The sequence below is a fragment of the Ruminococcus sp. genome, assembly GCF_016283395.1.
Map to the genome: position 1 here is coordinate 89,772 of NZ_JAEEMU010000043.1, position 21,446 is coordinate 111,217.

Here is a 21,446-nt window from a genome sequence, read left to right on the forward strand (position 1 = left end):
GAACTTAATGGGTAAATATGAACAATTCAGGGAGGAAGCTCCCGTATTTGTATACAAGTCATACAGCATAGAGGAAACTGCCGATACTATAGAAGTCGGTTATGAATTCGAGTTCCCGAACTTAGCTAAGTTCACCCCGGGCTGGACTTTCCGCAAGCCTGCGGATATGACGGTAAAGGGCGATCTTACATTCGAGAGGCTGGTCTTTTCGCTTGGTATGGCAGAAGCCGTAAGCTACTGGAAAGCAGCCTGTTCACCCGTGTGCCGCGTAGAGTGCGGCGAGCTTGACAGTGAGCAGATACAGTGGTGGAAAAAGCTGTGGTTCCTCGGACTTGGCGAGCTTTTCTTCGTAAACGGCATAAAAGCCGATTTTGAAAGCTTCGTGGAGATAGTCCCCACAGGCAGCTTTGACAGCTCACTGAAAGAGACAAATCGTCAGCCCTCAGGCTGTCTTGTGCCTGTAGGCGGCGGAAAGGACTCTGCACTGACACTTGAAACTCTTGTTAATGCAGGTATGAAGTGCAGGTGTTACTCCATAAACAAACGCCGTTCCATTATCGACACCGTTACTACGGCAGGTCTTTCCGAAGATGCACTGATAATCTCACAGCGTCACTTTGACCGCTCGCTTATCGACCTTAACAACAAGGGCTATATCAACGGTCATACGCCGTTTTCGTCCATAGTTGCCTTTTCGGCTGAGATAACAGCTTACCTCAACGGACTTAAATATATCGTCCTCTCCAACGAGTCAAGTGCAAACGAGAGCACAGTTGTAGGGCAGGACGTAAATCACCAGTATTCCAAGAGCTTTGAATTCGAGCAGGATTTCCACAACTATGAGGAGAAGTATCTCCGCACGGGACAGTACTATTTCAGCTTCCTGCGTCCTCTTGCGGAATTCCAGATAGCAAAGATGTTCGTATCTCACAGGAAGTATCTGCCGATTTTCAGAAGCTGTAATCTCGGAAGCAAGGTATCTCCCGATATATGGTGCGGAGAGTGTCCGAAATGCCTTTTCGTATGCCTGATACTATCGCCGTTCCTCAGTCTTGGGTCGCTTAATGACATTTTCGGCAGGGATATGCTGAACGACGAGAAGATGAAGGAGTACTTCATCGAGCTTATCGGACAGTCCGAGCACAAGCCTTTTGAGTGCGTGGGAAGTATCGATGAGGTGAATCTTGCAGTTTCACTGGCAATACGCAAACTTGAAAAGGACGGGGAGAAGCTCCCGATGCTGTTTGAGGAATACAAGTCACGGGGACTTTATCACCCTGAGACCATTGATATGCTCAATGAGAAGTGCTGCGGCTCATTTAACGAGCAGAACCTGCTGCCCGAGGAATTCAAAAACATACTGACAAAGGAAATGGAGCGTTTGCTGTGAATAAATTCAGCGAATATATAACAGAATATACTGACGGAAAAAAGATATGCATTCTCGGCTTCGGACGAGAGGGAAAGTCCACATACAAGATACTGGAAAAGTACGGAAAACAGGCTTCTTTAGCTATTGCAGACCTTAATCCCGTTGACCGTGAGGCAAACGGGATCCCCGACAGCGTTGAGCTTATCTGCGGCAAGGAATATCAGCAGTGTCTGGACGATTTTGACATGGTGTTCAAAAGTCCCGGAATTGTCCTCGAAAAGCCCCTCAGTGAGCTTAAATGTCAGATAACCTGTGAAACACAGGTGTTCTTCGAGGTCTTTCGTGAAAAGATCATCGGCATTACAGGTACAAAGGGCAAGAGCACTGTTACTTCGCTCATATATCATGTGCTGAAGGAGTCGGGAGTTGACTGCCGTATCGCAGGAAATATCGGTATCCCTGTATTCGATATTGCTGAGGGTATGTCTCAGGGGACAGTTGTGGTCTGTGAGCTTTCATGCCACCAGCTTGAATATATGACAGTTTCTCCGCATTATGCAGTATTCCTCAATCTTTATGAGGAACACCTCGACCACTACGGTACTATGGAGAATTACTACAACGCAAAGAAGAATATCTACCTCCACCAGCAGAGAGGCGACTATTTGTGGTGCAGCAGCGACATAGCTCCAAACTGTGATAATACGCAAGTTATCCGCGTTTCAAACTCCGACAGCGGTACGGATATATACGTTGCTGACGGTATCGTGAACTACGAAAACGGCAGGAAGTACAGTATTCCTGTTGACGATATAAAGCTTCTTGGCGTTCATAATCATTACAATATCGCTATTGCACTTGGCGTTTGCAGTCAGTTCGTGAACGAAGCCGACTTCGACAAGGCTGTACGCACGTTTGACCCGTTGGCTCACCGCCTTGAATATGTGGACACTGTCCGCGGTATACGCTGGTATGACGACTCTATCTCTACTGCCTGCGCAACTGCTATATCTGCATTGCAGAGCGTTCCAAGCGTGGGAACTATCCTCATCGGCGGTATGGACAGAGGTATCGACTATACTTCACTTGTGGACTTCCTCGCTGATTTTGATGTAAGGGTCATCTGCATGGAAGCTTCTGGCAAGCGTGTATTCGATATGATACAGTCATGCGGCGGCTTCAAGGATAAAGACCGCGTACACTACGCCGACCACCTTGAGGTCGCAGTAAAGCTTGCTGCGGAGATAACTCCCGAGGGTATGAGCTGCGTTATGTCGCCTGCGGCTGCAAGCTACGGCATTTTCAAGAACTTTGAGGAGCGCGGTGACGCTTTCAAAGCACTTGTTGCCCAACTGGGCAAGTAACAGGGAAATATTCTCTTTAATCTTCCTTATATTGAGAACGGGCGGATAAGCTCCGCCTATACATACCAATAGTTTTACCTTTAGTTTCAGAAAAATACACATTTTGTTCATATTATATATCTTATATATTATTATTAGTGTACAAAAAACAGTTCTCCGCATCTATCAAACTTTACAAAATAAGCGGCGGCTGTGGGAATATTATTGACAATGTACTCTTAGGGATATATAATACTTGTAAGGGGGCGCATTTTATGTTACGCAATATAGGCCAAAAACTTAAAATAGTGTCAGGAGTAATGTTTATTATCTCGGTAATTGGCAGTGTGATCTCTTCGGTTTGTTCAATAAGTAATCGGAGGGGCTTTTCGCTTGTGTTAACACTGGTCTCACTGTTTTTCAGTTATATTATCTGTTTCGTAATATATGTATTCGGATACTTATATGATTATTTAGCAGAAACAAGCTCTACTTTCTACAATATTGCATCAGCTAACAGAAACAGTTTTCCTGATATTTCCAAAGAAAATGAGGAGCAAGAAGAGATTGATGTCTCATTGTTCTACAAATGATCAGTAAGTAGAGAGTAATGAGTAGATAGTAGTAGGGCGGATCATTCCGCCCTTTTTATGTTTTTCTATAAGAGGGCGAAAAAAGGAGATTTTTCAACGGAAAACCATTGAATTTCAAAAAAGATACACCTCGGGTGGAGTTTGTATATATGATATGTAAATATGTGCGTCGCAATAAACATATTGCCATTTACAATTATTAAACGGGCGAGCGGAACTCGCCCCTACATAGGTTCATGTTAATTTCATTGTTAGTTGCGGAACGCCGAGGGTGACTCCCTGTAGTGCAGGGAGATGTCAGCATAGCTGACAGAGGGTCGCGGCTCCTGTTGGGAGGCGTTCCCTACAATGTGCTAATGCTGCATATATTATGTAAGATGCACACGGGCGAGCGGAACTCGCCCCTACAGTGCGTTCATGTTACTTATTGCGTAAGGCTCGGGCTGTCGAGGACGCCAGCCCCTACAATCCTGCTTACTAATAACTAATCACTATGCACTAACCACTAAAAACTTGCCAAATAGGCTTTTATTGCTAAATTTTATGGAAACTCTTGCAATTCACAGCAACCTATGATATAATATTAACGATGGGGTCACGATCCCCGTAAATGAATTCTCAGGAGGAATTATATCTATGTTAACTTCAGCTACAGAAATGCTCCAGAAAGCAAGAGCAGGCAAATACGCAGTAGGTCAGTTCAATATCAACAACCTTGAGTGGACTAAGGCTATCCTTCAGACAGCTCAGGAGTGCAATTCACCTGTTATCCTCGGTGTTTCAGAGGGTGCTGGTAAGTATATGTGCGGTTTTGAGACTGTTGCAGCTATGGTTGCAGCTATGGACAAGTCTCTCGGAATCACAGTTCCTGTTGCACTTCACCTCGACCACGGCTCATACGGTGCTTGCTACAAGTGCATCAAGGCTGGCTTTACATCAATCATGTTCGACGGTTCACACTTCCCGATCGACGAGAACGTTGCTAAGACAACTGAGCTCGTAAATGCTGCTCACAATCTTGGTCTTTCAATCGAGGCAGAAGTAGGTGCTATCGGTGGTGAAGAAGACGGCGTTATCGGTAAGGGCGAGTGCGCAGATCCTGCTGAGTGCAAGATGATCGCAGACCTCGGTGTTGACTTCCTCGCAGCTGGTATCGGTAATATCCACGGTGTATATCCTGCAAACTGGGAAGGTCTCAGCTTTGAGACTCTTGAGGCTGTTAACAAGGCTGTTGGCGAGATGCCTCTCGTACTTCACGGCGGTACAGGTATCCCTGACGATATGATCACAAAGGCTATCTCTCTCGGCGTTGCTAAGATCAACGTAAACACAGAGTGTCAGCTCGTATTTGCTGAGGCTACAAGAGGATATGTTGAAGCTGGCAAGGACAAGCAGGGCAAGGGCTTTGACCCAAGAAAGCTTCTCGCACCAGGCGTTGAGGCTATCAAGGCTAAGGTCAAGGAGAAGATGGAGCTCTTCGGAAGCGTTAACAAGGCTTGATCATAATAATTCCATAAATATAAAACCTGAGGACTTTGCGTTCTCAGGTTTTTCTTTTTATATAGTATCGCAGAAAGCTATAATCTCAGACTTTTTCGGTTCAACGGCTTCCTTGTACTCTATGGAGCATAATCCCAGACTGCCGCAGCATTCTATTTCGAGATGACCGTAGAAGTGCTCGATAGTTCCTATGATACGCTGGCACTCTTTCATATTCGGACCTGTTCGCAGTGCTATGGAGTAGCCTTTTTTGCCGCTGCTGAGCTTTGCATGAGGCTCATGTGTATTGCACCACGGAGTGCATCTGTCGATGAAAGCCTTGAACTGAGCAGGAACGTCAGCCCAGTAGGAGGGAGCTACAGAAACGATGATATGGGCGTTCTCGAATTTATCCATAATTACATCAATGTCATCGTGCTGAACACACTCCGCTGTATTATGGCAGCTTCTGCACCCTTTGCAAAAGCTGAAATCATAGTCGTCTATGCAGATACTTTCGGCAGTGTATTTTTTTGACAATTCCTCTGTGACTATGCGGACTATCTCCGCTGTTGCGCCGTTTCTTACGGGGCTGCAATTGATAATTAGTGCTTTCATACTGATACCTCCGTTTTATGATAATAAAACAGATTATAGCACAGTATCACGCAAAAGTCAATATGTAAAGGCGGTATTCATACGGAAGTTTAAGGGCTATGGCTTTTATAAATTATGAGTTAACGTAATTACTTGATGAGCGTATGAACGGGATTCCAAAGGGACTGTGTTCCTTTGGCAGAGTCTTTGGTCGCTGTTCCCAGTTCTTAAAGAACAGCGAAATAATTCGAAGGCGCATCGCAAAGGGTGAATTTCAAAACAGTCCAGTGGACTGTTTTGAAAGAGGGAACGCTTTGCAAGAGAAGGCGTTCCCTAATTGGACTTTGAAACTTACGGGCGGATAATATCCGCCCCTACAACGGGACGTCGAGGACGCCGTCCCCTACAAAAGACATAATTTTTAACTTCCCAGTAAAGGCAATGGATCAATAAATGCGCCGTTGTGTGTCATTTCAATGTGGATATGTGGAGCAAGTGAGCTTTCGATATCGGCAGAGCCTCCAACAGTTCCTATGACATCGCCACCGTTGAGTTTGTCTCCCTCCTGCACGGCAAGGTCAGCATTGAGTCCGCAGTATCTGGTAGTATATCCGTTTTTGTGGTCGAGGAGCAGAGTTACTCCCCACAGAGCGTCGTTCTTCACAGCTGTTACTTCACCGCCAGCTACGGCATAGACCTCTGCACCTACTTCGGCGGCTATATCCACACCATTGTGAGTCTGCCATGAGCCTGTTGTCTCGTTTTTTACAAGCTCGCCGCCGCTGAATGGGTTGATGATATTGCTTATATCTGCCACAGGGAGTTTAAGGTCTGTCATGTCCTGTGCGGCAGTTTCCTCTGCTTCTGCCTGTACGGGTTCGGCAGCAGGGGGAGCATCTACGCTTATCTCAGCAGCAGGTATTGTCGCTGTGGGTGCGTCCGTAAAAATCGGCATTGTGACCACTGCGGTAGTGACTCTGTAAGCAGGAGTCGTGGCTTTGGGTATGTTTGTAACTTGTCTGTCAACGGCTGCTTCATGGACAGCAGGCTTGTTTGTGACAGGTTTCATATCGGCTATCCTGTCGCCCTGTTTGTGAGCAAAAAGGCAGGCAGCTCCTATCATAACAGCACTTATACCAAGTGCGGCATAGAAGCCCTTAGAGCCTTTTGCATAATGTTTATCGGTCAGTTCGTTTTTCTTCACACTAACACCTCCGACCATATTATTGACAATTAGTCGGAAAATATACATTTTTATGCTTTAGAACTTAGAGCGGCTGCCTTTGGAAGTCAGCAAGTGGTTAGTGATTAGTGCATAGTGATTAGTTATTAGTGAGTAGAATTGTAGGGACGACCAGAGGTCGTCCGCGAGCTGATAGTTGAGAGTGTTGGGACTTTTGCTCACATCAGCTCGACAAAATGTAACGAAGTCCAAACGGAGCGATGTGGCATTGCCCCTACACTATGCACTAACCACTAATAACTAATCACTCGGGCACAAAAAAGGGACGATATAATATCGTCCCTTTGAGTTTTAAATTATCATTGATAGTTCGGATCCTGTGAAGCTTCGGGAGAAAGTGCATTAGGATCGTAAGGCACTGTAGGCTCTGTTGGAACAGCGGCAGGGTATTCTGTCCAAGGCTGCTGCTGAACAGGCTGAGTCCACGGCTCAGCAGGAGCATCTGTGAGAGCTTCTGAATATGGTTCGATAACAGTTTCAACAGTAGTTGTGGTAGTCGTAGTAGTGGTAGTTGTAGTAGTAGATGATGTAGTTGTAAGCTCGGGACGTACTTCCTCGGGGAGCTTCTGCTTCGAGGGCTTAACGCCGTTAAGACCGTAGCACTCCTGATAAGCAAGGAGAAGGTCACGTATCATATACTTTGAATACTCACCGCTTTCGATAACGCCTGCAAAAGCAACTTCGGGGTTGTCAGCAGGAGCAAAGCCGATGAAGAATGAGTTCTGCTCATCGAGGTTACGACCTGTCTGAGGAGTACCTGTCTTTATAGCAACATCGTAGCCTAAGTCTGTAAGAGAGTATCTTGCAGGCATACTTCTTGCAGCGTCCATCATACCGCCGATGATATAGTCGTAAAGGTCGGGAGTATTCAGCTCTATCTGCTGAGCTATAGTAGGCTCGGTCTTTTTGATAAGAGTATCTGTGCCGTATTTGTAATAGCTGTCTACCAGATATGGCTGATATCTTACACCGCGGTTAGCGATAGTATTGGCAACTACAGCCATTTGCAGCGGAGTCATACCGCAGTCCTGGTTACCGATACCTGCCTGTATAACGTAACCGATATACCATTCCTGACCGTGCTCGGCAAAGGTCTCGGGGTTACAGAGATAGCCCTCAGCATCGCCTGTTTCGATGCCTGTATGTGAGCCGAGTCCGTAGAGCTTGGCGTACTTTGTGATATTGTCGATACCCAACATTCTTGATACTTCGTAGAAGAAGCAGTTACATGATACCTCGATAGCAGGGCGGACAGTGATATTGCCGTGATAGCCCGTACAGGAGTAGTATGTTCCGTAGAAATCATATCCCTGATGACATACAAGGGGAGTTCCTCCTGTGATGACTCCCTCATTCAGACCTGCTGTAGCAGTAATGGTCTTGAAAGTTGAACCCGGACGGTAAAGACCATATGTGCAGCGGTTAACAAGGGGAGTATCCTTAGCCTGCAAAAAGTAGTCATAGTTTTCTGTGTAATCCTTGAGATTGTAGGTCGGAGCTGTAGCCATTCCTCTTACAGCACCTGTCTTAGCGTCAAGAACGCATATTGCACCGCAGTTGCCTTTGAGTATTGAAGGTTTGGGATTTATAGACGGGAAAGTGTTGGTAAGGAAGTTATCAAGTATATTCTGGAGCTTCAGCTGATAAGCACCGTTTACGGTGAGCTTGACAGTTTCACCTGATGTGGCATCGGATATAGTCTTTACATCTCTTACCACACCGTCCTTGACAGCTATCTGTTCCTGTCCGTTAAGACCTCTCAGTTCGGTCTCCATAGCGGCTTCGATACCGCTCTTTCCGAGCACATCGTTGTAGCTGTAGCCCTTATTTTTAAGCTCGTCATATTCTTCTGCGTAGATAGGACCTACAGTGCCTATCTCGTGTGGGAGAATATCTCCGCGGACTATCTTTCGCTCGGAAGCATCGATAGCTTCGATGCCGCGATAGAAGTTGCCAAGCTCTTTAAGGTCAACTACAGTTTTTTCATCGACTCCCTCAGCGAGGAGGAGATCATTGCTGTAGGAGAAGTCCTTATCTATCATCTGATAGCGCATACCTGCAATGATACGTTTTTCCTCGTCATTATACTTATCGTCTATCTCATAATCGGATATGAGCTTGTCGATACAGTTTTCGGCAGTAGCATAAACATTGAGGTTAAGGTCTGAGATAAGCTCATCTGTCTCCTTTGATGTGAAAACATAAGGCTTTGTAAAGGATACGGGTATGCTTTCCTTGAATTTATAGCCTCTTTCCTCAAGTGCGCGGTAAATTCCGAGAAGAGTTTTGTTGCCCTCTTGCAGATCGGTAGGGAAGAAAGCCATTCTGAGGACAAGGTCTGTTCTGGAGTCGTTTGTAACGAGCACATTGCCGTCATAGTCGATTATTTCTCCGCGGGTAGCCTTTACGCCTTTGTTATAGGTAAGAGTACCCGGCTCATACTGGTTCGGAGCAGCGATATTCTTATCGCCGACTACCTGTATTTTCATAAGTCTCAGTGAACTGAGCAGAGCGAGCAGGACTACCAGCAGGATAATGATCATGGATTTTAGGTTTTCTGCAAATCCTTTCAATTAACTGCCTCCTTATAGTTTTGACCGCACAGTTAAAGTGCGGTCGAAGCATTTCATCTTTTGTTTTCGTTTTGTATATTTGTATTTATAGCTTCTTCGATAGTAAGGTGCTCCTTTGGCATGAGCAGCTTGTTGACAAGCTTTACAAGGAGATACATGAAGAAAGCTGATATTACAGTGTATGCCCAGACTCTAAGGGAAACTCTCACGAATATGCGTCCTACATTTTCGTAATCCCATATCTGATAGTAGAATTTATAATCCAGCCAGCACTGTATGTATGATACTACAGCCGTTATCATCAGATAATTGATGAAGCGGTTTTTCAGGTAAAGCTCAAATACAAGATTGGTCAATATGCAGAAGAATGCAAGTATAACGGCATTATATCCGAAAAGCTTGCCGCAGCATATATCAATGAGAAAACCGCAGAATGCTCCCGTTACTGCCGAACCGTAGATATTGTTGTTTATAGAGATAGCTATGGCAAGGGGCACAAGGAGTATGGGCTTATAGAGCGTTCCCGAGGTCATTATGATAAAGCTCAGGAAGATAAGCAGGTAATACAGCAGCCAGCGCAGTGTTGTTTTTATGCGCAGGATATGCTGCTGACGGGTAGTTTTAATCCTCATGGGCTTTTCCCTCGTCCTTATCAGCCTTATCCTCAGACTTTTCGTTGCTTTCTTCGTCCTCGTCCTCATGGAATTTACCGCTGAAATCGGTTATAACAATGACAGAGGTAAGTCTTGTAACGTCCACACATGGCTGTATATCAGCACATACGGAAAGACCGTTAGAGTCGAGACCTATTTCAAGGATAGTACCGATAGGGTAATCCTTGGGGAAAAGTCCGCTTGTACCTGTGGTTATCATAAGGTCGCCGCGTTTGAGCTTGTTCTTTTTCGGAACGTGGATAAGCTTTGTCTGACCGTTCTCAGAAGAGAGTATATTGCCCTCGATTATGCCCTGATCGGCATTTGACGACGAAGCAACAGCTGCTACGGAAAGATCAGGAGAAAGGATAGTTCTCACAGTGGAAACGTGCTTTGACACCTCAACTGTTATTCCTACAAGTCCCTCTGCGGTAACAACAGGGCAGTTCACAAGGATACCGTCCTCAGAGCCCTTGTCAATAGTAAACGACTTGAAAGGATCATTGGTAACATAGCCCAGAACGCCGCATGGCTGAGAAAGCTGATAATCCTCATTCTTTTCCTTTATGGTAACGAATTTGCGGAGCTCTTCAACTTCTGCCTTTATAGCGTCATATTCTGTAAGCTGAGCATTGAGCTCGCCTATCTGTTTTTTGAGGCGTTCGTTCTCCTCATAGTATTTGTCGGCGTTTGAGAGCTTATCGACAGTATTCTCCATTTTCATGCTTATCCTGTTGGAGGCTGCACGGAAAGGCTTTGTTACTGTATTGATAAAGGAGGCTCCCGAAATGGAATAGCCGCCTCTTGTGACGGCATAGATCATTATACCAATAAGGAAAGCGAGAAAAGCAAGCAGGACCTTACATCTGGTGCTTTTAAAGAATTCACGCATGAAGCTCCTCCTTAATAGTACTTGACGTTTTCGGTGAGAGCGTCCTGATAATCGCTGATATTTTCCAGTATCTTGCCTGTACCCTCTGCAACGCAGTCAAGAGGATACTCGGCGATATAAACGGGCATACCTGTTTCGCGGTTTATTAGCTTGTCCAGACCGCGGAGAAGTGCGCCGCCGCCTGCAAGTGTAATGCCGTGGTCGATGATATCTGCCGAAAGCTCGGGAGGGGTTTCTTCAAGAGTGGACTTTATAGCGTCTATGACTCTTGAAAGGGGCTCAACGAGAGCATCACGTATCTCGGCAGAAGTAACTGTTATATTCTCTGGGAGACCGTTGAGAAGATTTCTTCCCTTTATCTCCTGAGCTTCTTCCTTCTCACTTGGGAAAGCAGAGCCGATATCCAGCTTGATGTTCTCGGCAGTTCTTTCACCGATGAGGAGATTATACTTTTTCTTGATATAGTTGATGATAGCTGCATCGAACTCATCGCCTGCACATCTTACAGAGCGTGAAGCAACGATGCCGCCCATTGATATTACAGCGACTTCGCTCGTACCGCCGCCGATATCAACTATCATGCTGCCTGCGGGAGCGTTTGTGGGGAGACCTGCACCGATAGCGGCAGCCATAGGCTCCTCGATAATGAGTACGTTGTTAGCACCTGCCTTTTTGCAGGACTCACGTACAGCACGTCTTTCAACGGCAGTAACGCCCGAAGGTATACAGATGATAACGTTAGCTTTGGTAAAAAGAGTACCCTTGAGGGCTTTCCTTATAAATTCCTGAAGCATTGTGGTAGCTATATCGAAATCGGCGATAACGCCGTCCTTCAGAGGTCTGACAGCAACGATAGAACCGGGGGTACGACCGATGACGTCCTTTGCCTCCTTACCGACATAGCGGCATTTATCCGTTCTTGTATTTACGGCAACTACTGAAGGCTCTCTTATTATTATACCTTTTCCCCTCATATATACGAGGGTATTAGCAGTTCCGAGGTCAATGCCAATATCTTTTGTAAACATTTTGCAGCTCCTTAAAATGCATTAATTCTTGTTATACACATATTATATTATATCACCAAAGGGACATATGTACAAGAATTTTCGGCGAGAAAAAGCATTTCCCGACAAATTTAGTGTATTACGGTGACATAACTGTCCGCTGGTGATGAAAAACTGTCGAAAAGGACAACAGAAGATATATTTTTCAGCCTGAGATCACCTTTGGAGCGGTCTTTATGTATGCATATATCGCTGCGATGATACAGATGACCTGTGCAACGCTGATATTTATAGAAAAACCGAAGGTAAGTGAGATAAGGTCGGTAGCAAATGTACTCGGAGCGAGTGTGATACCTCTTGACCAGCCAAGCCATGCGAATGAGCCCGAAGCCGCACTTGCGATTATTCCGCCGAGTATACAGCCGCATATAAGAAGAAGCAGAAAATATAGAGTTTTTTTCATAATAATATCTCCAATCTTTTGTAAAACTTAGTATATATCAGATGCCTGACGAGCCGAAGCCGCCGCTTCCGCGCTCAGTCTCCGAGAGTTCGTCGCTGACTTCTATCTCGGGCATTAAGATACGTGTTGGGATCACCTGTGCGATACGCATACCGTGTTCGACCGTAAACGGAGCTTTTCCGTGGTTGATGAGCGGAACGAACCATGCTCCGCGGTAATCGCTGTCAACAACACCAACGCAGTTGGCAAGTGAGACTCCGAATTTTGATGAGAGTCCCGAGCGTGGGTAGATGAGCAGTGCGATATCGTCACAGTCAGGCTGTGCAGTGATACCTATGGGTATCATTTTTATCTCTCCTGCTTCGAGAGTAACAGGCTCATCGAGGCAGGCGCAAAGGTCAAGACCTGCGCTCCCTGCTGTGGCACGGGAGGGGATAACAGCCTTTGGATCAAGTTTTTTGAAGGTAAGTTTCATATTCAGATACCTCTGTAGTATAGTCCGCGGGTGATGTTTCCCTGCGGCTTTCGACCTGAGAGAACGGAGCGTATCATATCATCGTCCTCATCTGAGAGATAAGCGACACCGAATGATATATTGCTGAGTTCGTCTGTTCTGTCAAGCATGGAGAGTCTGTCGGCGTTGAGTATCTCCACGTAGTCCTTTGAGCAGGCTACAGGGAGCTCGCGTCCTGTGCGGTCAATGAGCTTCTTTGTGCATTTTCCGCAGCCCACTTCATTCTTTATGGGGCAGTTGCGTGTGAGCATAAGGGGAAGTCTGCCGTATACTGCCGCACCCATCGGCAGAGATGTACGCACATTGGCTATTTGCGGCAATGTAGCTTCAACGGAGAAAACGCAGTCCTCAAGTCCGAGACCGTGAAGATATTCGGCACTGAATGAGTTGTAAACATTCAGGGTGAAGCTTCCGTGGAGCTTGTATCCCGACTTTCTGCCCATAGCGATATGATCGGGAGTATGACAGTAAAGCCTGTTCAAGCCCTTGCTTTTCAGTTCGATAAGTCTGCCTGCCAGTTTTTCCTCATTGGCAATGAAGCGCGGAGGAGAAACTATTATCTTTTCCGTATCCACGGCACCGAGAAGTTCATCATTTATCAGCTCTTCGGGGATAATTACATATTCCGAAAGAGGAGCTGCAATGACAGCCTGCTTCGTTGTTCGGCAGAAAGTCCTTACAGGAAGCTTTTCAGACATACAGACTGCGGAGCGTTCGGGCTTCTGCGGTGAATAGTCCGTTATGGTATAAGCAGGTGTATTTGCAGATATAATGCGTTCTGTGAGCTTTTCAGCCACTTCGCGGCGCAGCTCGTTGAGCTTGCCTGCGGGGACAATAAGTTCTTCATCTATATCGGCAGTAAGCTTACCGAAGCTGAATACCGTATCTCCGAGCTTAGAAAGCTGCTTTGTGAGCATATCTATATCGGTAGGGCGATTTATAGCCTGCTGAGGGATATCACCCTGAGCACTTACCGAGATATCACCGCAAGTCGCAGTAATGCACACAGGTGTGTCATTCTTTATGACTGCATGGAAATCAGCAGTAAAAGCCTTGCGCTCAAAGCGGTATAGTTCGTGTATCTTTGGTATAAGCTCGTGAGCGGAAATAACATCGTCCTTCTCGCGTACGCCGAACATATCCGTTCTCTGTGCGGTATAGTAACCGTTGGTAAAGCCGCTTCGCGAGAAAACTCCGCGCAGGAGCTTCATATCGGGGGCTTCACCGTCAAGAGAAGCTTTGAGTTCGTGTACTGCCGAAGCTACATATTCGGGGCGTTTCATGCGTCCCTCTATTTTGAATGAGTCAACGCCCATTTCTGCAAGCTCCTGTGCATATGGCAGGAGAGAAAGGTCTTTCAGTGACAATGCGGCTTTGCTCTTATTTCCCACAGCCGAGAACGGCAGTCTGCAAGCCTGTCCGCAGCAGCCGCGGTTAGCGGAACGCGAACCTATCATGGCGGACATATAGCACTGTCCCGAAACTGACATACACAGCGCACCGTGTACGAATATCTCGGTCTCTATACCCACATTGCAGATGCGTGAAATAGCAGTTTTGTCAAGCTCTCGCGCAGGGACTACCCTTGCATAGCCCAGCTCTCGGAGCAGGGAAGCTCCCTCGGCGGTATGCACCGACATCTGTGTAGAGCCGTGAAGTATGGCATCGGGAACACAGCGGCGTATAAGCTCCGCACAGCCCCAGTCCTGAACGATGAACGCGTCAACTCCGCTTTGTGCAGCGGCTTTGATATATTCGCAGAACTTTTCGGCTTCTTCATCGGAAATGATAGTATTCACCGCAAGATCCAGCTTTGCACCGTACTTGTGGCAGAGCCTTGCGGCTTCGGCTATTTCCTCCGCAGAGAAATTTGCAGCACTGCTTCTGGCGGAAAAACGCTTGCCGCCTATGTATACAGCGTCTGCACCCGATCTGAGAGCAGCCTGTAAAGTCTCCATGCTGCCTGCGGGGGCGAGTATTTCGGCTTTATTCATTAAATGCTGTCACTGAGCTGCTTGAGCTTTACCATATTCTCAAGCTGAACTATCTTTGACTTGAGGACTTCGATCTCCTTCTGTGCAGCATCACGCTCGATACGTGTTCTGCCAGCCTCGTCAACATATTCCTTAGTCTGGTCGCGGATACTGTCAAGACGCTGATTAGCCTTGTTGAGGTCGTCAAGGAGAGCCATAGCGACCATTATTGAAGCAGCATAGGGTGAAGAACCGCTTGCTGCGGTGATCTCGTTGATCTTTGTTTCAAGTGCTCTTGCGAGAGCAAATACGTAATTAGGTGCTTCTGCGGTCTTTATCTTGTATTCCTTTCCGCAGATGATTACCTTAACTTCATTAAGCATAGTATCGTCCTTTCCGTGGCGTATTTTAAACCAACTTACATTATACACTATTTTTCGCAGAAATGGAAGAGGTTTTTGAAAAATTTTTATTTTAGTGAGAAGTTGTCAGTGCATAGTGATAGTGTGAACGTTATTACAGAGCAGGATATATATTTGTATGTGATATCCTCCATTATAAATATTTGCAGAAAGAGTTAAATAATAACTCTCAACTTATATAAAGGCGAGTATGACACCTATCATAAATACAGCTGATATTATGATGTGAGGGATACTTTCCGTAACAGCTTTGCGTATAGGTAACTGCTGTTTGAAATATCTGTATCCTATTCCGAAAAGAGCAGGGAGAAGGATAGCGACAGGGGAAAGCGGTCCGGGGAGTCCCGAGTCCGTTGTAATAACAAAAAGCAGAACAGCAATGACTGTAAGAACAATGACTTCGACTGTTTTTGGGGAATAGGCTGAATTATTCGTTTTTTTCTGATTTTGCGAGCTTGCAAGAGTCAGCATCTCGGTGATCTTTTTCTCAGCTTCTTCCGAACTCAGCCTTCCCTCGGTCAGCTCTGTGGAAAGTGCGGCAACGTCAGACTGTAATCTCTCATCTTTCGCCTTTGCACTTTCTTTCTTTTCCTTTGTAACTATTGATATGCCTGCGCTCTTTTCCTCGGTTTTCAAGGGTTCGGGAGCTGTCTCGGGAAATTCAAAAGAAACAGGAGCTTCTTCGGCAGATGAACTGCCGCGCTTTTTCTTTTTACTTGCACTCTGAGCCCTTGCCTGTGCAAACATTTCCTCGACTTTTGCCGCAGCTTCCTCTGAGCTCATTTTCTTTCCTGAAGAGCTTCCGTCGTCGGACGCAGCTGACTTAAAGGCTGACAATATGTCGTTAAGATCGTTATTCTGGTGCTTATCCTGCATTGTTATCAACTCTTTTCATTGAACTTTGAGTACCCGTTTTCGTATTTTTTGTCACTGTCGAAGGAGTCAATATCAGCCTTTGACAGATCACCTTTTCCGTCAAATCGGTAAAACCTGCCGCTTTCGGCTATTATTTCAAGAACGCAGTAGTCCTCGTCATCTATACCGTTGGGGTAGTATTTTTCGTCGCCCTCATTCCAGAGGAGCTCCTTATACTCTCTTTCGGAGCGTATCTCAGCTCTTCCGTACAGGCATACCCCCTCAAATGTTGTATCGTCTGAGAAGTACAGGCATACGTTATTGTTTTTCATAAGGCTCTTTACATGGCTCGAACTTGTATTCGTGGAGATTAGGTGTCTGCCCAAGCCCTTATGCCATACGCAGAAAACCTTGCGTATATTCTGTCTGTTTTGTTCGTCGGTGTATCCTATAGCGGCAAATAATGAACGGTCAATAAGTGCCATTATTTCGTTTAGTGTCATGTTTTCACCTCGGAGTTGTTTTAGTTGAGAGTTTAGAATTGAGAGTTGAGAGTCTGAGATAAATCAGAATATATACTTTTAATCCCATTCATTAAAAATAATATTTCCAATAGAAGTAGGATTCCAATATTTTATTTGTTCCAATTCTACCTTGAATAAATCATATTCAATATTAGTGAATGGAGAATTTAAGATATCAGCACTAACTATATCATAATTCATAAAGTAAACGTGGTTTTCTGGAACGTTAATAAATACTTTATTCATAAAAGTAAGTTCATTTGTAAAAGCTATGATAGGGTGATATTTATTTAGAAGAACATAAAGTTCCTTTCCATATGTATTAAAGTGAGCATAAAAATAATTGGCGTTATCAGGTTTACAAATATCAAGTAAATTAGTTGTATTTGTCTGAATGCAATAACAGACTTGTTTGAAAGCCATATAGCCATTTTCTGTTAAAGAACAATTATCGCCGTCAAAAAAACCTGTAATTCCTCTTTTTAATATCATATTATTCCTCACATAAATTCCGATTTATCGTAGTAACGTCTGTCTGAGGGACGTCGAGGACGCCGTCCCCTACAAGCTAAAGGCTAATGGCTAATGGCTAAGAGCTAACGGCTTAATAGTAACGCTTCAAGCCGATGACCTTGCCGAGAACCTCCACTTCGTCAACGATGATAGGCTCCATTGTATCGTTCTCAGGCTGTAAGCGGTAGTGTCCGCGCTCCTTGTAGAAAGTCTTGACAGTAGCCTCCTCACGGTCGATAAAGGCTACGACGATATCGCCGTTTTCAGCGTAATTCGCGCGCTGAACGATAACGATATCACCGTCGAGGATACCTGCGTTTATCATGCTCTCGCCGCGTATTTTCAGTGCGAAAAGATCCTGCGGATCAACTCCCGGAGCTTCAAAGCCGATATATCCCGTGATATCTTCAACAGCTGTGATAGGCTGACCTGCTGTGACGGTGCCCATAACGGGAACGGAAGTAGTTCCGCTGTTTGGCAGACGCAGGGTGCGGTTCAGGTTGCCTGTTTTCTCGATGAGTCCGTTGCGGACAAGAGTCTCGATATAACGGTGAGCAGTTGATGTGGATTTGAAACCCATTGCGTCCATTATCTCTCTGACTGACGGCGACATACCGTCACTGAGACGGGATTTGATATAGTTGAAAACAGCGATTTCCTTATCCTTGAGCATAATTATTCCTCCGAAAGCTTTTTCAGTATCATCTTAGCGATCTTGTAAGCGTCACCGCAGCCGAGAGTGATCACAAGGTCGCCCTCCTCGGCGTGTTTACATACATAGTCGCATATCTGTTCAAAGTTAGCGTTTTTTCTTTCGTCTGTCCATTCAGCTGTCTCGTCCTGTGGGAACCATATGCAGTTCGGTATCTTTTCTGCAAGGTGACGGGTGAAGATACCGTAGGTGTTTTTTTCACGGCTTCCCATTATGTCGGTAAGAACTGCGTGATCGGGTATCTGTAAAACTCTTGCAAAGTCGTCAAGCAGGAGCTTTGTACGTGAGAATGTGAAAGGCTGGAACACAGCCCATACGTGGTTGAAATTCATCTCCATAGCTGCATTGAGAGTAGCTTCCAGCTCGGTTGGGTGGTGAGCGTAGTCATCGACTACGGTTATGCCCTTTTCAAAGCCGAGCTTCTCGAAACGGCGTTTAGCACCGCGGAAGTCCTCGAGACCTTTCTGTATGAACTTGAAATCAGTGCCAACATAACGGGCAGCGGCAACTGCTGCAAGTGAGTTGAGGACATTGTGTATGCCTGCAACGTGAAGAGTGACAGTGCCAAGCTTTTCGCCCTTGTACATAGCATCGTAAGTGGTGAGGAGACCGTTTTCATGTTTTACGTTCTCGGGATAGTAGTCGCAGGAGCTGTCCTTGCCGAAGGTGATTATCTCCTTGCCGGTTATGCCCTCGAGCGACTTCACGGAGTTGGCGTCAGAGCCGTTTATGATGATGCATTTCGAGGTGTTCTCGTTGAATTTATGGAAGGACTTGATGATGTTTTCGAGAGTGCCGAAGTAGTCGAGGTGGTCGGCGTCGATATTGAGTATAACGGATATATCGGGGTAAAATTTGAGGAAGTGGTCCTCGAATTCGCAGGATTCGCAAACGAGGATATCGCTTGTGCCGGATTTGCCGCTTCCGCCGATGCAGGGGAGCTTTCCGCCGATGTATGCAGAGAGGTCGATACCTGCGGTGAAGAGTATCTGAGTTATCATAGAAGTAGTGGAGGTCTTGCCGTGAGTACCGGAAACGCAGATAGCGTTATCGTACCAGCTCGTAACGATACCGAGGAGGTCTGCACGCTCGAGCACGGGAACACCGCTTGCCTTTGCGGCCATGAGCTCGGGGTTGTCAGCCATTATAGCGGCAGTATGGACGATGAGGTCTGCGCCCTCGATATTCTCGGCGCGCTGACCGATGAACACGGGGATACCCATATTTCTTACGGCGTCGAGAGTTTCGGTCTCGTTGTTGTCAGAGCCGGTGAGGTAGTAGCCCTGTCCGTGGAGTATCTGCGCGAGGGGATACATTCCCGAGCCGCCGATACCGATGAAGTGAATATGCTTTTTGCCTTCTAAGATATTCAAGATACTGTTATCCAAAATCTATCACCTTTTCTAATATGTGTTGAGTCAGTCGTTTCCGCGAGCTGACATAGTATACCTATTTTATTATTGTAACATATCCCGCAGGATTTTTCAATAGCAAATTTGAATAAATGTTCGGATTTTTGCTGAATGTCACCGGCACGTCACTTTTACGGTTTACATCGGCGAATATTTTTTTAATTATTTCAAATAAGTATTGCTTTTTTTAGATTAATGAGTTATAATATAATGCGGACATATGTTTTGATGAATAAACAATGGTAAAATTTGTTTTTCAGTTCGACGTAATAGAATCCATAGTAAAGGAGGTAGCACAGCATGGAGATCACAGATGTCAAAATAAGGAAAATAATGACCGAGGGAAGGCTTCGCGCAGTCGTTTCTGTAACTATCGACGATATGTTCGCAGTTCATGATATCAAGGTAGTGCAGGGCGATGAGCGGTTATTCGTTGCAATGCCGAGCAGGAAAGATGAAAACGGTGTCTTCCGTGATATAGTTCACCCTATCTCGGGCGCGGCAAGGAAGCTTTTCGAGGAAAGCATACTTGAAGCCTATGAAAGGCAAATGGCGGTTATCGCCGCAGAAGAGGCTTCTGCCGGCGAAGCTGAAACAGGAGAGAATGAAGAATAACATGAAAAAAGCATTCAGCGGGGCGTCCCGATGAATGCTTTCTTTTTTAGTCTATACCGAGCATTTTTGCAGCCTTGAGAATGACTATCTGAGTCTTTCCGTCGGGTATTTTTCCCTCCATTACGAGCTTTACCGCATCTGAGAGGGGCATCTTCTCAACGTCGAGGAACTCATCGGGGTCGAGGGACTGCTTCTCGTAGGAGAGTCCTCTCGCGAGGTACATATAGGTTATCTCGGTGTTGTATGCGGGAGTGGGGTACATCTCGCCGAGGAAGGTGTACTCCGAGCAGGTACAGCCTGTTTCTTCGAGGAGCTCGCGTCTGCCGCATTCAGCGTGGTCCTCGCCCTTTTCGAGCTTGCCCGCGGGAGCTTCGAGAGTAACCGTGCGGAAGGGGTAACGGAACTGTTTAACGAGAAAGACCTCGTTGTCCTCATTTACGGGGAGCACGCAGACTCCGCCGTGATGCAGAAGAACATCGCGGATAGCTTCTTTTCCGTTTTCGAGCTCAACGGTGTCGTGGGTAATTGTGAATATGGGACCCTCGTAGATAGTTTCGCTTCTGAGTGTTTTTTCATCAAGATGCATGTAAATTCCTCCTGTATATTATGTGTACTGATTTATTGATCCTTTTTGATAAAGCTTCGGGTGTATATCTCCGATGCGGAGACCTTTTCAAGCGAGCTGTAGTCATAGCTGTGCGTGAAGCGTTTGAAGCGGCGTTTTTTGTCGAACAAGCGCATTATCAGCAAATAGACTATCAACACGCCTCCTGCTCCGAGCGAGATACAGGCTCCGGTGCGGAAGCCGGGAGTTTCGTAACGGAACTCTATTTTGTTATCGCCGGCGTCAGCCTTTACCGCCATGAAGCCGTACGAGACCTTTTCAACGTCGGCGGGCTTGCCGTTGACGGAAGCAGTCCAGCCCTCGCTGTATGGGACGCTGAAGAATACGAGCTCCGGCTTTTTGAGCTCTATATCGGCGGTGAAGCCGTGGGAATCATAGGAGAAGCTCTTAGAGCAGTTCCTCTGTTTTTCATGGCAGGCACGTTCGTAGCTCGTTCTCGAGAAATTATGCGGCAGGGCAGGTGACATTTCCGTGAGGATATCGCCGTATTTTTCTATCTGCTCATCGCTGAGGACGAGTGCCTTTATAAGCATTTTTTCGCGTGTGCCTTTGAGGAATCCCTTTGCGGTGTCCTCTGAGATATACGTATCGTAGCCGAATCCCATGGGGATGTAGAGCTCGTTTTCGTAGACCTCGAAATTCTTGCCGGACTCCACCAGCTTAAAGCCGGGGAGGTACTCCCTGATATCCACCTTTGAGGCGTTTATGCCGTTTTTACCGGTCTTGTCGGAGATATCCTGAGTTTTGCCGGATATTTTGTCTATCGCGCAGCCGTCAGTGACCTCGCGGTAGAAATACTTCACGGAGCACAGACCGCGGAGCGTGTAATGCGTTAAGTCGGGACGCGAGGCAACATCGCGCTGTACGCCGATATTGTCGTAAAACTCCATGATAGAGGTGCTGACAACGCTCTGGAAAGCCCTCATGGAGGGAAGCCCCCACAGCATGGGGTAGTTGTCGCAGTCGTCGGAGATATCGGTGCGGAAGAAGTTATTCTCCGAGACCGCCTCATAGACGTTTTCCCTGCCGTTTATCGCGGAATCGATATAGTCGCGGGCGTCCTTGG

Annotated in this window: 22 protein-coding genes; 5 read left to right on the plus strand and 17 right to left on the minus strand. The window is 46.2% G+C overall.

Annotated elements, in window-relative coordinates; all coding sequences use genetic code 11:
• Window positions 1-7 precede the first annotated feature (7 nt).
• From QZZ41_RS10280 to fba, 4 genes are all read left to right on the plus strand, one after another.
• The gene (locus QZZ41_RS10280) at window positions 8-1,390 is read left to right on the plus strand and encodes a hypothetical protein (protein WP_295071448.1); all 1,383 of its coding nucleotides are present in this window, start codon (window positions 8-10) and stop codon (window positions 1,388-1,390) included.
• A complete protein-coding gene (murD, locus tag QZZ41_RS10285) occupies window positions 1,387-2,736 on the plus strand; it encodes a UDP-N-acetylmuramoyl-L-alanine--D-glutamate ligase (protein WP_295071451.1) in 1,350 nt (449 codons plus the stop codon). The genes QZZ41_RS10280 and murD overlap by 4 nt, the downstream gene beginning before the upstream one ends.
• A 254-nt stretch (window positions 2,737-2,990) precedes the next feature.
• On the plus strand, window positions 2,991-3,308 hold the full coding sequence (locus QZZ41_RS10290) for a hypothetical protein (RefSeq protein WP_295071454.1): 318 nt from the start codon (window positions 2,991-2,993) through the stop codon (window positions 3,306-3,308).
• A gap of 636 nt (window positions 3,309-3,944) precedes the next feature.
• Window positions 3,945-4,808, plus strand: coding sequence for a class II fructose-1,6-bisphosphate aldolase (gene fba / locus QZZ41_RS10295; protein WP_295071457.1), 864 nt, complete (start codon window positions 3,945-3,947; stop codon window positions 4,806-4,808).
• Window positions 4,809-4,865: 57 nt separating this feature from the next.
• Here fba and QZZ41_RS10300 read toward each other — a convergent pair whose 3' ends face one another.
• The 15 genes from QZZ41_RS10300 to murC all read right to left on the minus strand — a co-directional run bounded on the left by QZZ41_RS10300 (window position 4,866) and on the right by murC (window position 19,116).
• A complete protein-coding gene (locus tag QZZ41_RS10300) occupies window positions 4,866-5,405 on the minus strand; it encodes a flavodoxin family protein (protein WP_295071460.1) in 540 nt (179 codons plus the stop codon).
• 400 nt (window positions 5,406-5,805) lie between these two features.
• Window positions 5,806-6,588 carry a M23 family metallopeptidase gene (locus tag QZZ41_RS10305; RefSeq protein WP_295071463.1) on the minus strand — a complete coding sequence of 261 codons (783 nt, stop codon included), beginning with the start codon at window positions 6,586-6,588 and terminating at the stop codon, window positions 5,806-5,808.
• Between the two features lie 338 nt (window positions 6,589-6,926).
• Complete coding sequence (locus QZZ41_RS10310) at window positions 6,927-9,200, minus strand: penicillin-binding transpeptidase domain-containing protein (RefSeq protein WP_295071466.1); 2,274 nt, start codon at window positions 9,198-9,200, stop codon at window positions 6,927-6,929.
• Window positions 9,201-9,253: 53 nt separating this feature from the next.
• On the minus strand, window positions 9,254-9,832 hold the full coding sequence (gene mreD, locus QZZ41_RS10315) for a rod shape-determining protein MreD (RefSeq protein WP_295071469.1): 579 nt from the start codon (window positions 9,830-9,832) through the stop codon (window positions 9,254-9,256).
• Complete coding sequence (gene mreC / locus QZZ41_RS10320; protein WP_295071472.1) at window positions 9,822-10,745, minus strand: rod shape-determining protein MreC; 924 nt, start codon at window positions 10,743-10,745, stop codon at window positions 9,822-9,824. The genes mreD and mreC overlap by 11 nt, the downstream gene beginning before the upstream one ends.
• 11 nt (window positions 10,746-10,756) lie before the next feature.
• Window positions 10,757-11,773: a rod shape-determining protein gene (locus tag QZZ41_RS10325; protein WP_028518405.1), complete on the minus strand. Its 1,017-nt coding sequence runs from the start codon at window positions 11,771-11,773 to the stop codon at window positions 10,757-10,759.
• A gap of 184 nt (window positions 11,774-11,957) precedes the next feature.
• A complete protein-coding gene (locus QZZ41_RS10330; RefSeq protein WP_051411552.1) occupies window positions 11,958-12,215 on the minus strand; it encodes a DUF4321 domain-containing protein in 258 nt (85 codons plus the stop codon).
• Between the two features lie 37 nt (window positions 12,216-12,252).
• Window positions 12,253-12,690, minus strand: coding sequence for a dUTP diphosphatase (gene dut / locus QZZ41_RS10335; protein ID WP_074714304.1), 438 nt, complete (start codon window positions 12,688-12,690; stop codon window positions 12,253-12,255).
• Window positions 12,691-12,692: 2 nt separating this feature from the next.
• A complete protein-coding gene (locus tag QZZ41_RS10340; protein ID WP_295071479.1) occupies window positions 12,693-14,723 on the minus strand; it encodes a U32 family peptidase in 2,031 nt (676 codons plus the stop codon).
• Entirely contained in the window at window positions 14,723-15,085 is a 363-nt protein-coding gene (locus tag QZZ41_RS10345) for a cell division protein ZapA (RefSeq protein ID WP_028518409.1), read from the minus strand. The genes QZZ41_RS10340 and QZZ41_RS10345 overlap by 1 nt, the downstream gene beginning before the upstream one ends.
• Window positions 15,086-15,298: 213 nt before the next feature.
• Window positions 15,299-16,000 carry a DUF4405 domain-containing protein gene (locus QZZ41_RS10350; protein WP_295071483.1) on the minus strand — a complete coding sequence of 234 codons (702 nt, stop codon included), beginning with the start codon at window positions 15,998-16,000 and terminating at the stop codon, window positions 15,299-15,301.
• A 5-nt stretch (window positions 16,001-16,005) separates the two neighbouring features.
• Complete coding sequence (locus QZZ41_RS10355; protein WP_295071486.1) at window positions 16,006-16,482, minus strand: pyridoxamine 5'-phosphate oxidase family protein; 477 nt, start codon at window positions 16,480-16,482, stop codon at window positions 16,006-16,008.
• Window positions 16,483-16,560: 78 nt separating this feature from the next.
• Window positions 16,561-16,995 (minus strand): hypothetical protein, encoded by a 435-nt coding sequence (locus QZZ41_RS10360; protein ID WP_295071489.1) that lies wholly within the window; start codon window positions 16,993-16,995, stop codon window positions 16,561-16,563.
• Window positions 16,996-17,107: 112 nt separating this feature from the next.
• Window positions 17,108-17,689 (minus strand): transcriptional repressor LexA, encoded by a 582-nt coding sequence (gene lexA / locus QZZ41_RS10365; RefSeq protein WP_295071492.1) that lies wholly within the window; start codon window positions 17,687-17,689, stop codon window positions 17,108-17,110.
• A gap of 2 nt (window positions 17,690-17,691) precedes the next feature.
• Window positions 17,692-19,116 (minus strand): UDP-N-acetylmuramate--L-alanine ligase, encoded by a 1,425-nt coding sequence (gene murC, locus QZZ41_RS10370; RefSeq protein ID WP_295071495.1) that lies wholly within the window; start codon window positions 19,114-19,116, stop codon window positions 17,692-17,694.
• Between the two features lie 324 nt (window positions 19,117-19,440).
• Between murC and spoVG the strand changes: the two genes are divergently transcribed.
• Window positions 19,441-19,755: a septation regulator SpoVG gene (gene spoVG / locus QZZ41_RS10375; protein WP_173331118.1), complete on the plus strand. Its 315-nt coding sequence runs from the start codon at window positions 19,441-19,443 to the stop codon at window positions 19,753-19,755.
• Window positions 19,756-19,801: 46 nt separating this feature from the next.
• Here spoVG and QZZ41_RS10380 read toward each other — a convergent pair whose 3' ends face one another.
• A complete protein-coding gene (locus QZZ41_RS10380) occupies window positions 19,802-20,341 on the minus strand; it encodes an NUDIX domain-containing protein (protein ID WP_173331119.1) in 540 nt (179 codons plus the stop codon).
• A gap of 32 nt (window positions 20,342-20,373) precedes the next feature.
• Window positions 20,374-21,446, minus strand: a 1,073-nt coding sequence (locus QZZ41_RS10385; RefSeq protein WP_295071503.1) for a YfhO family protein, incomplete at its 5' end; no start/stop codon positions are given.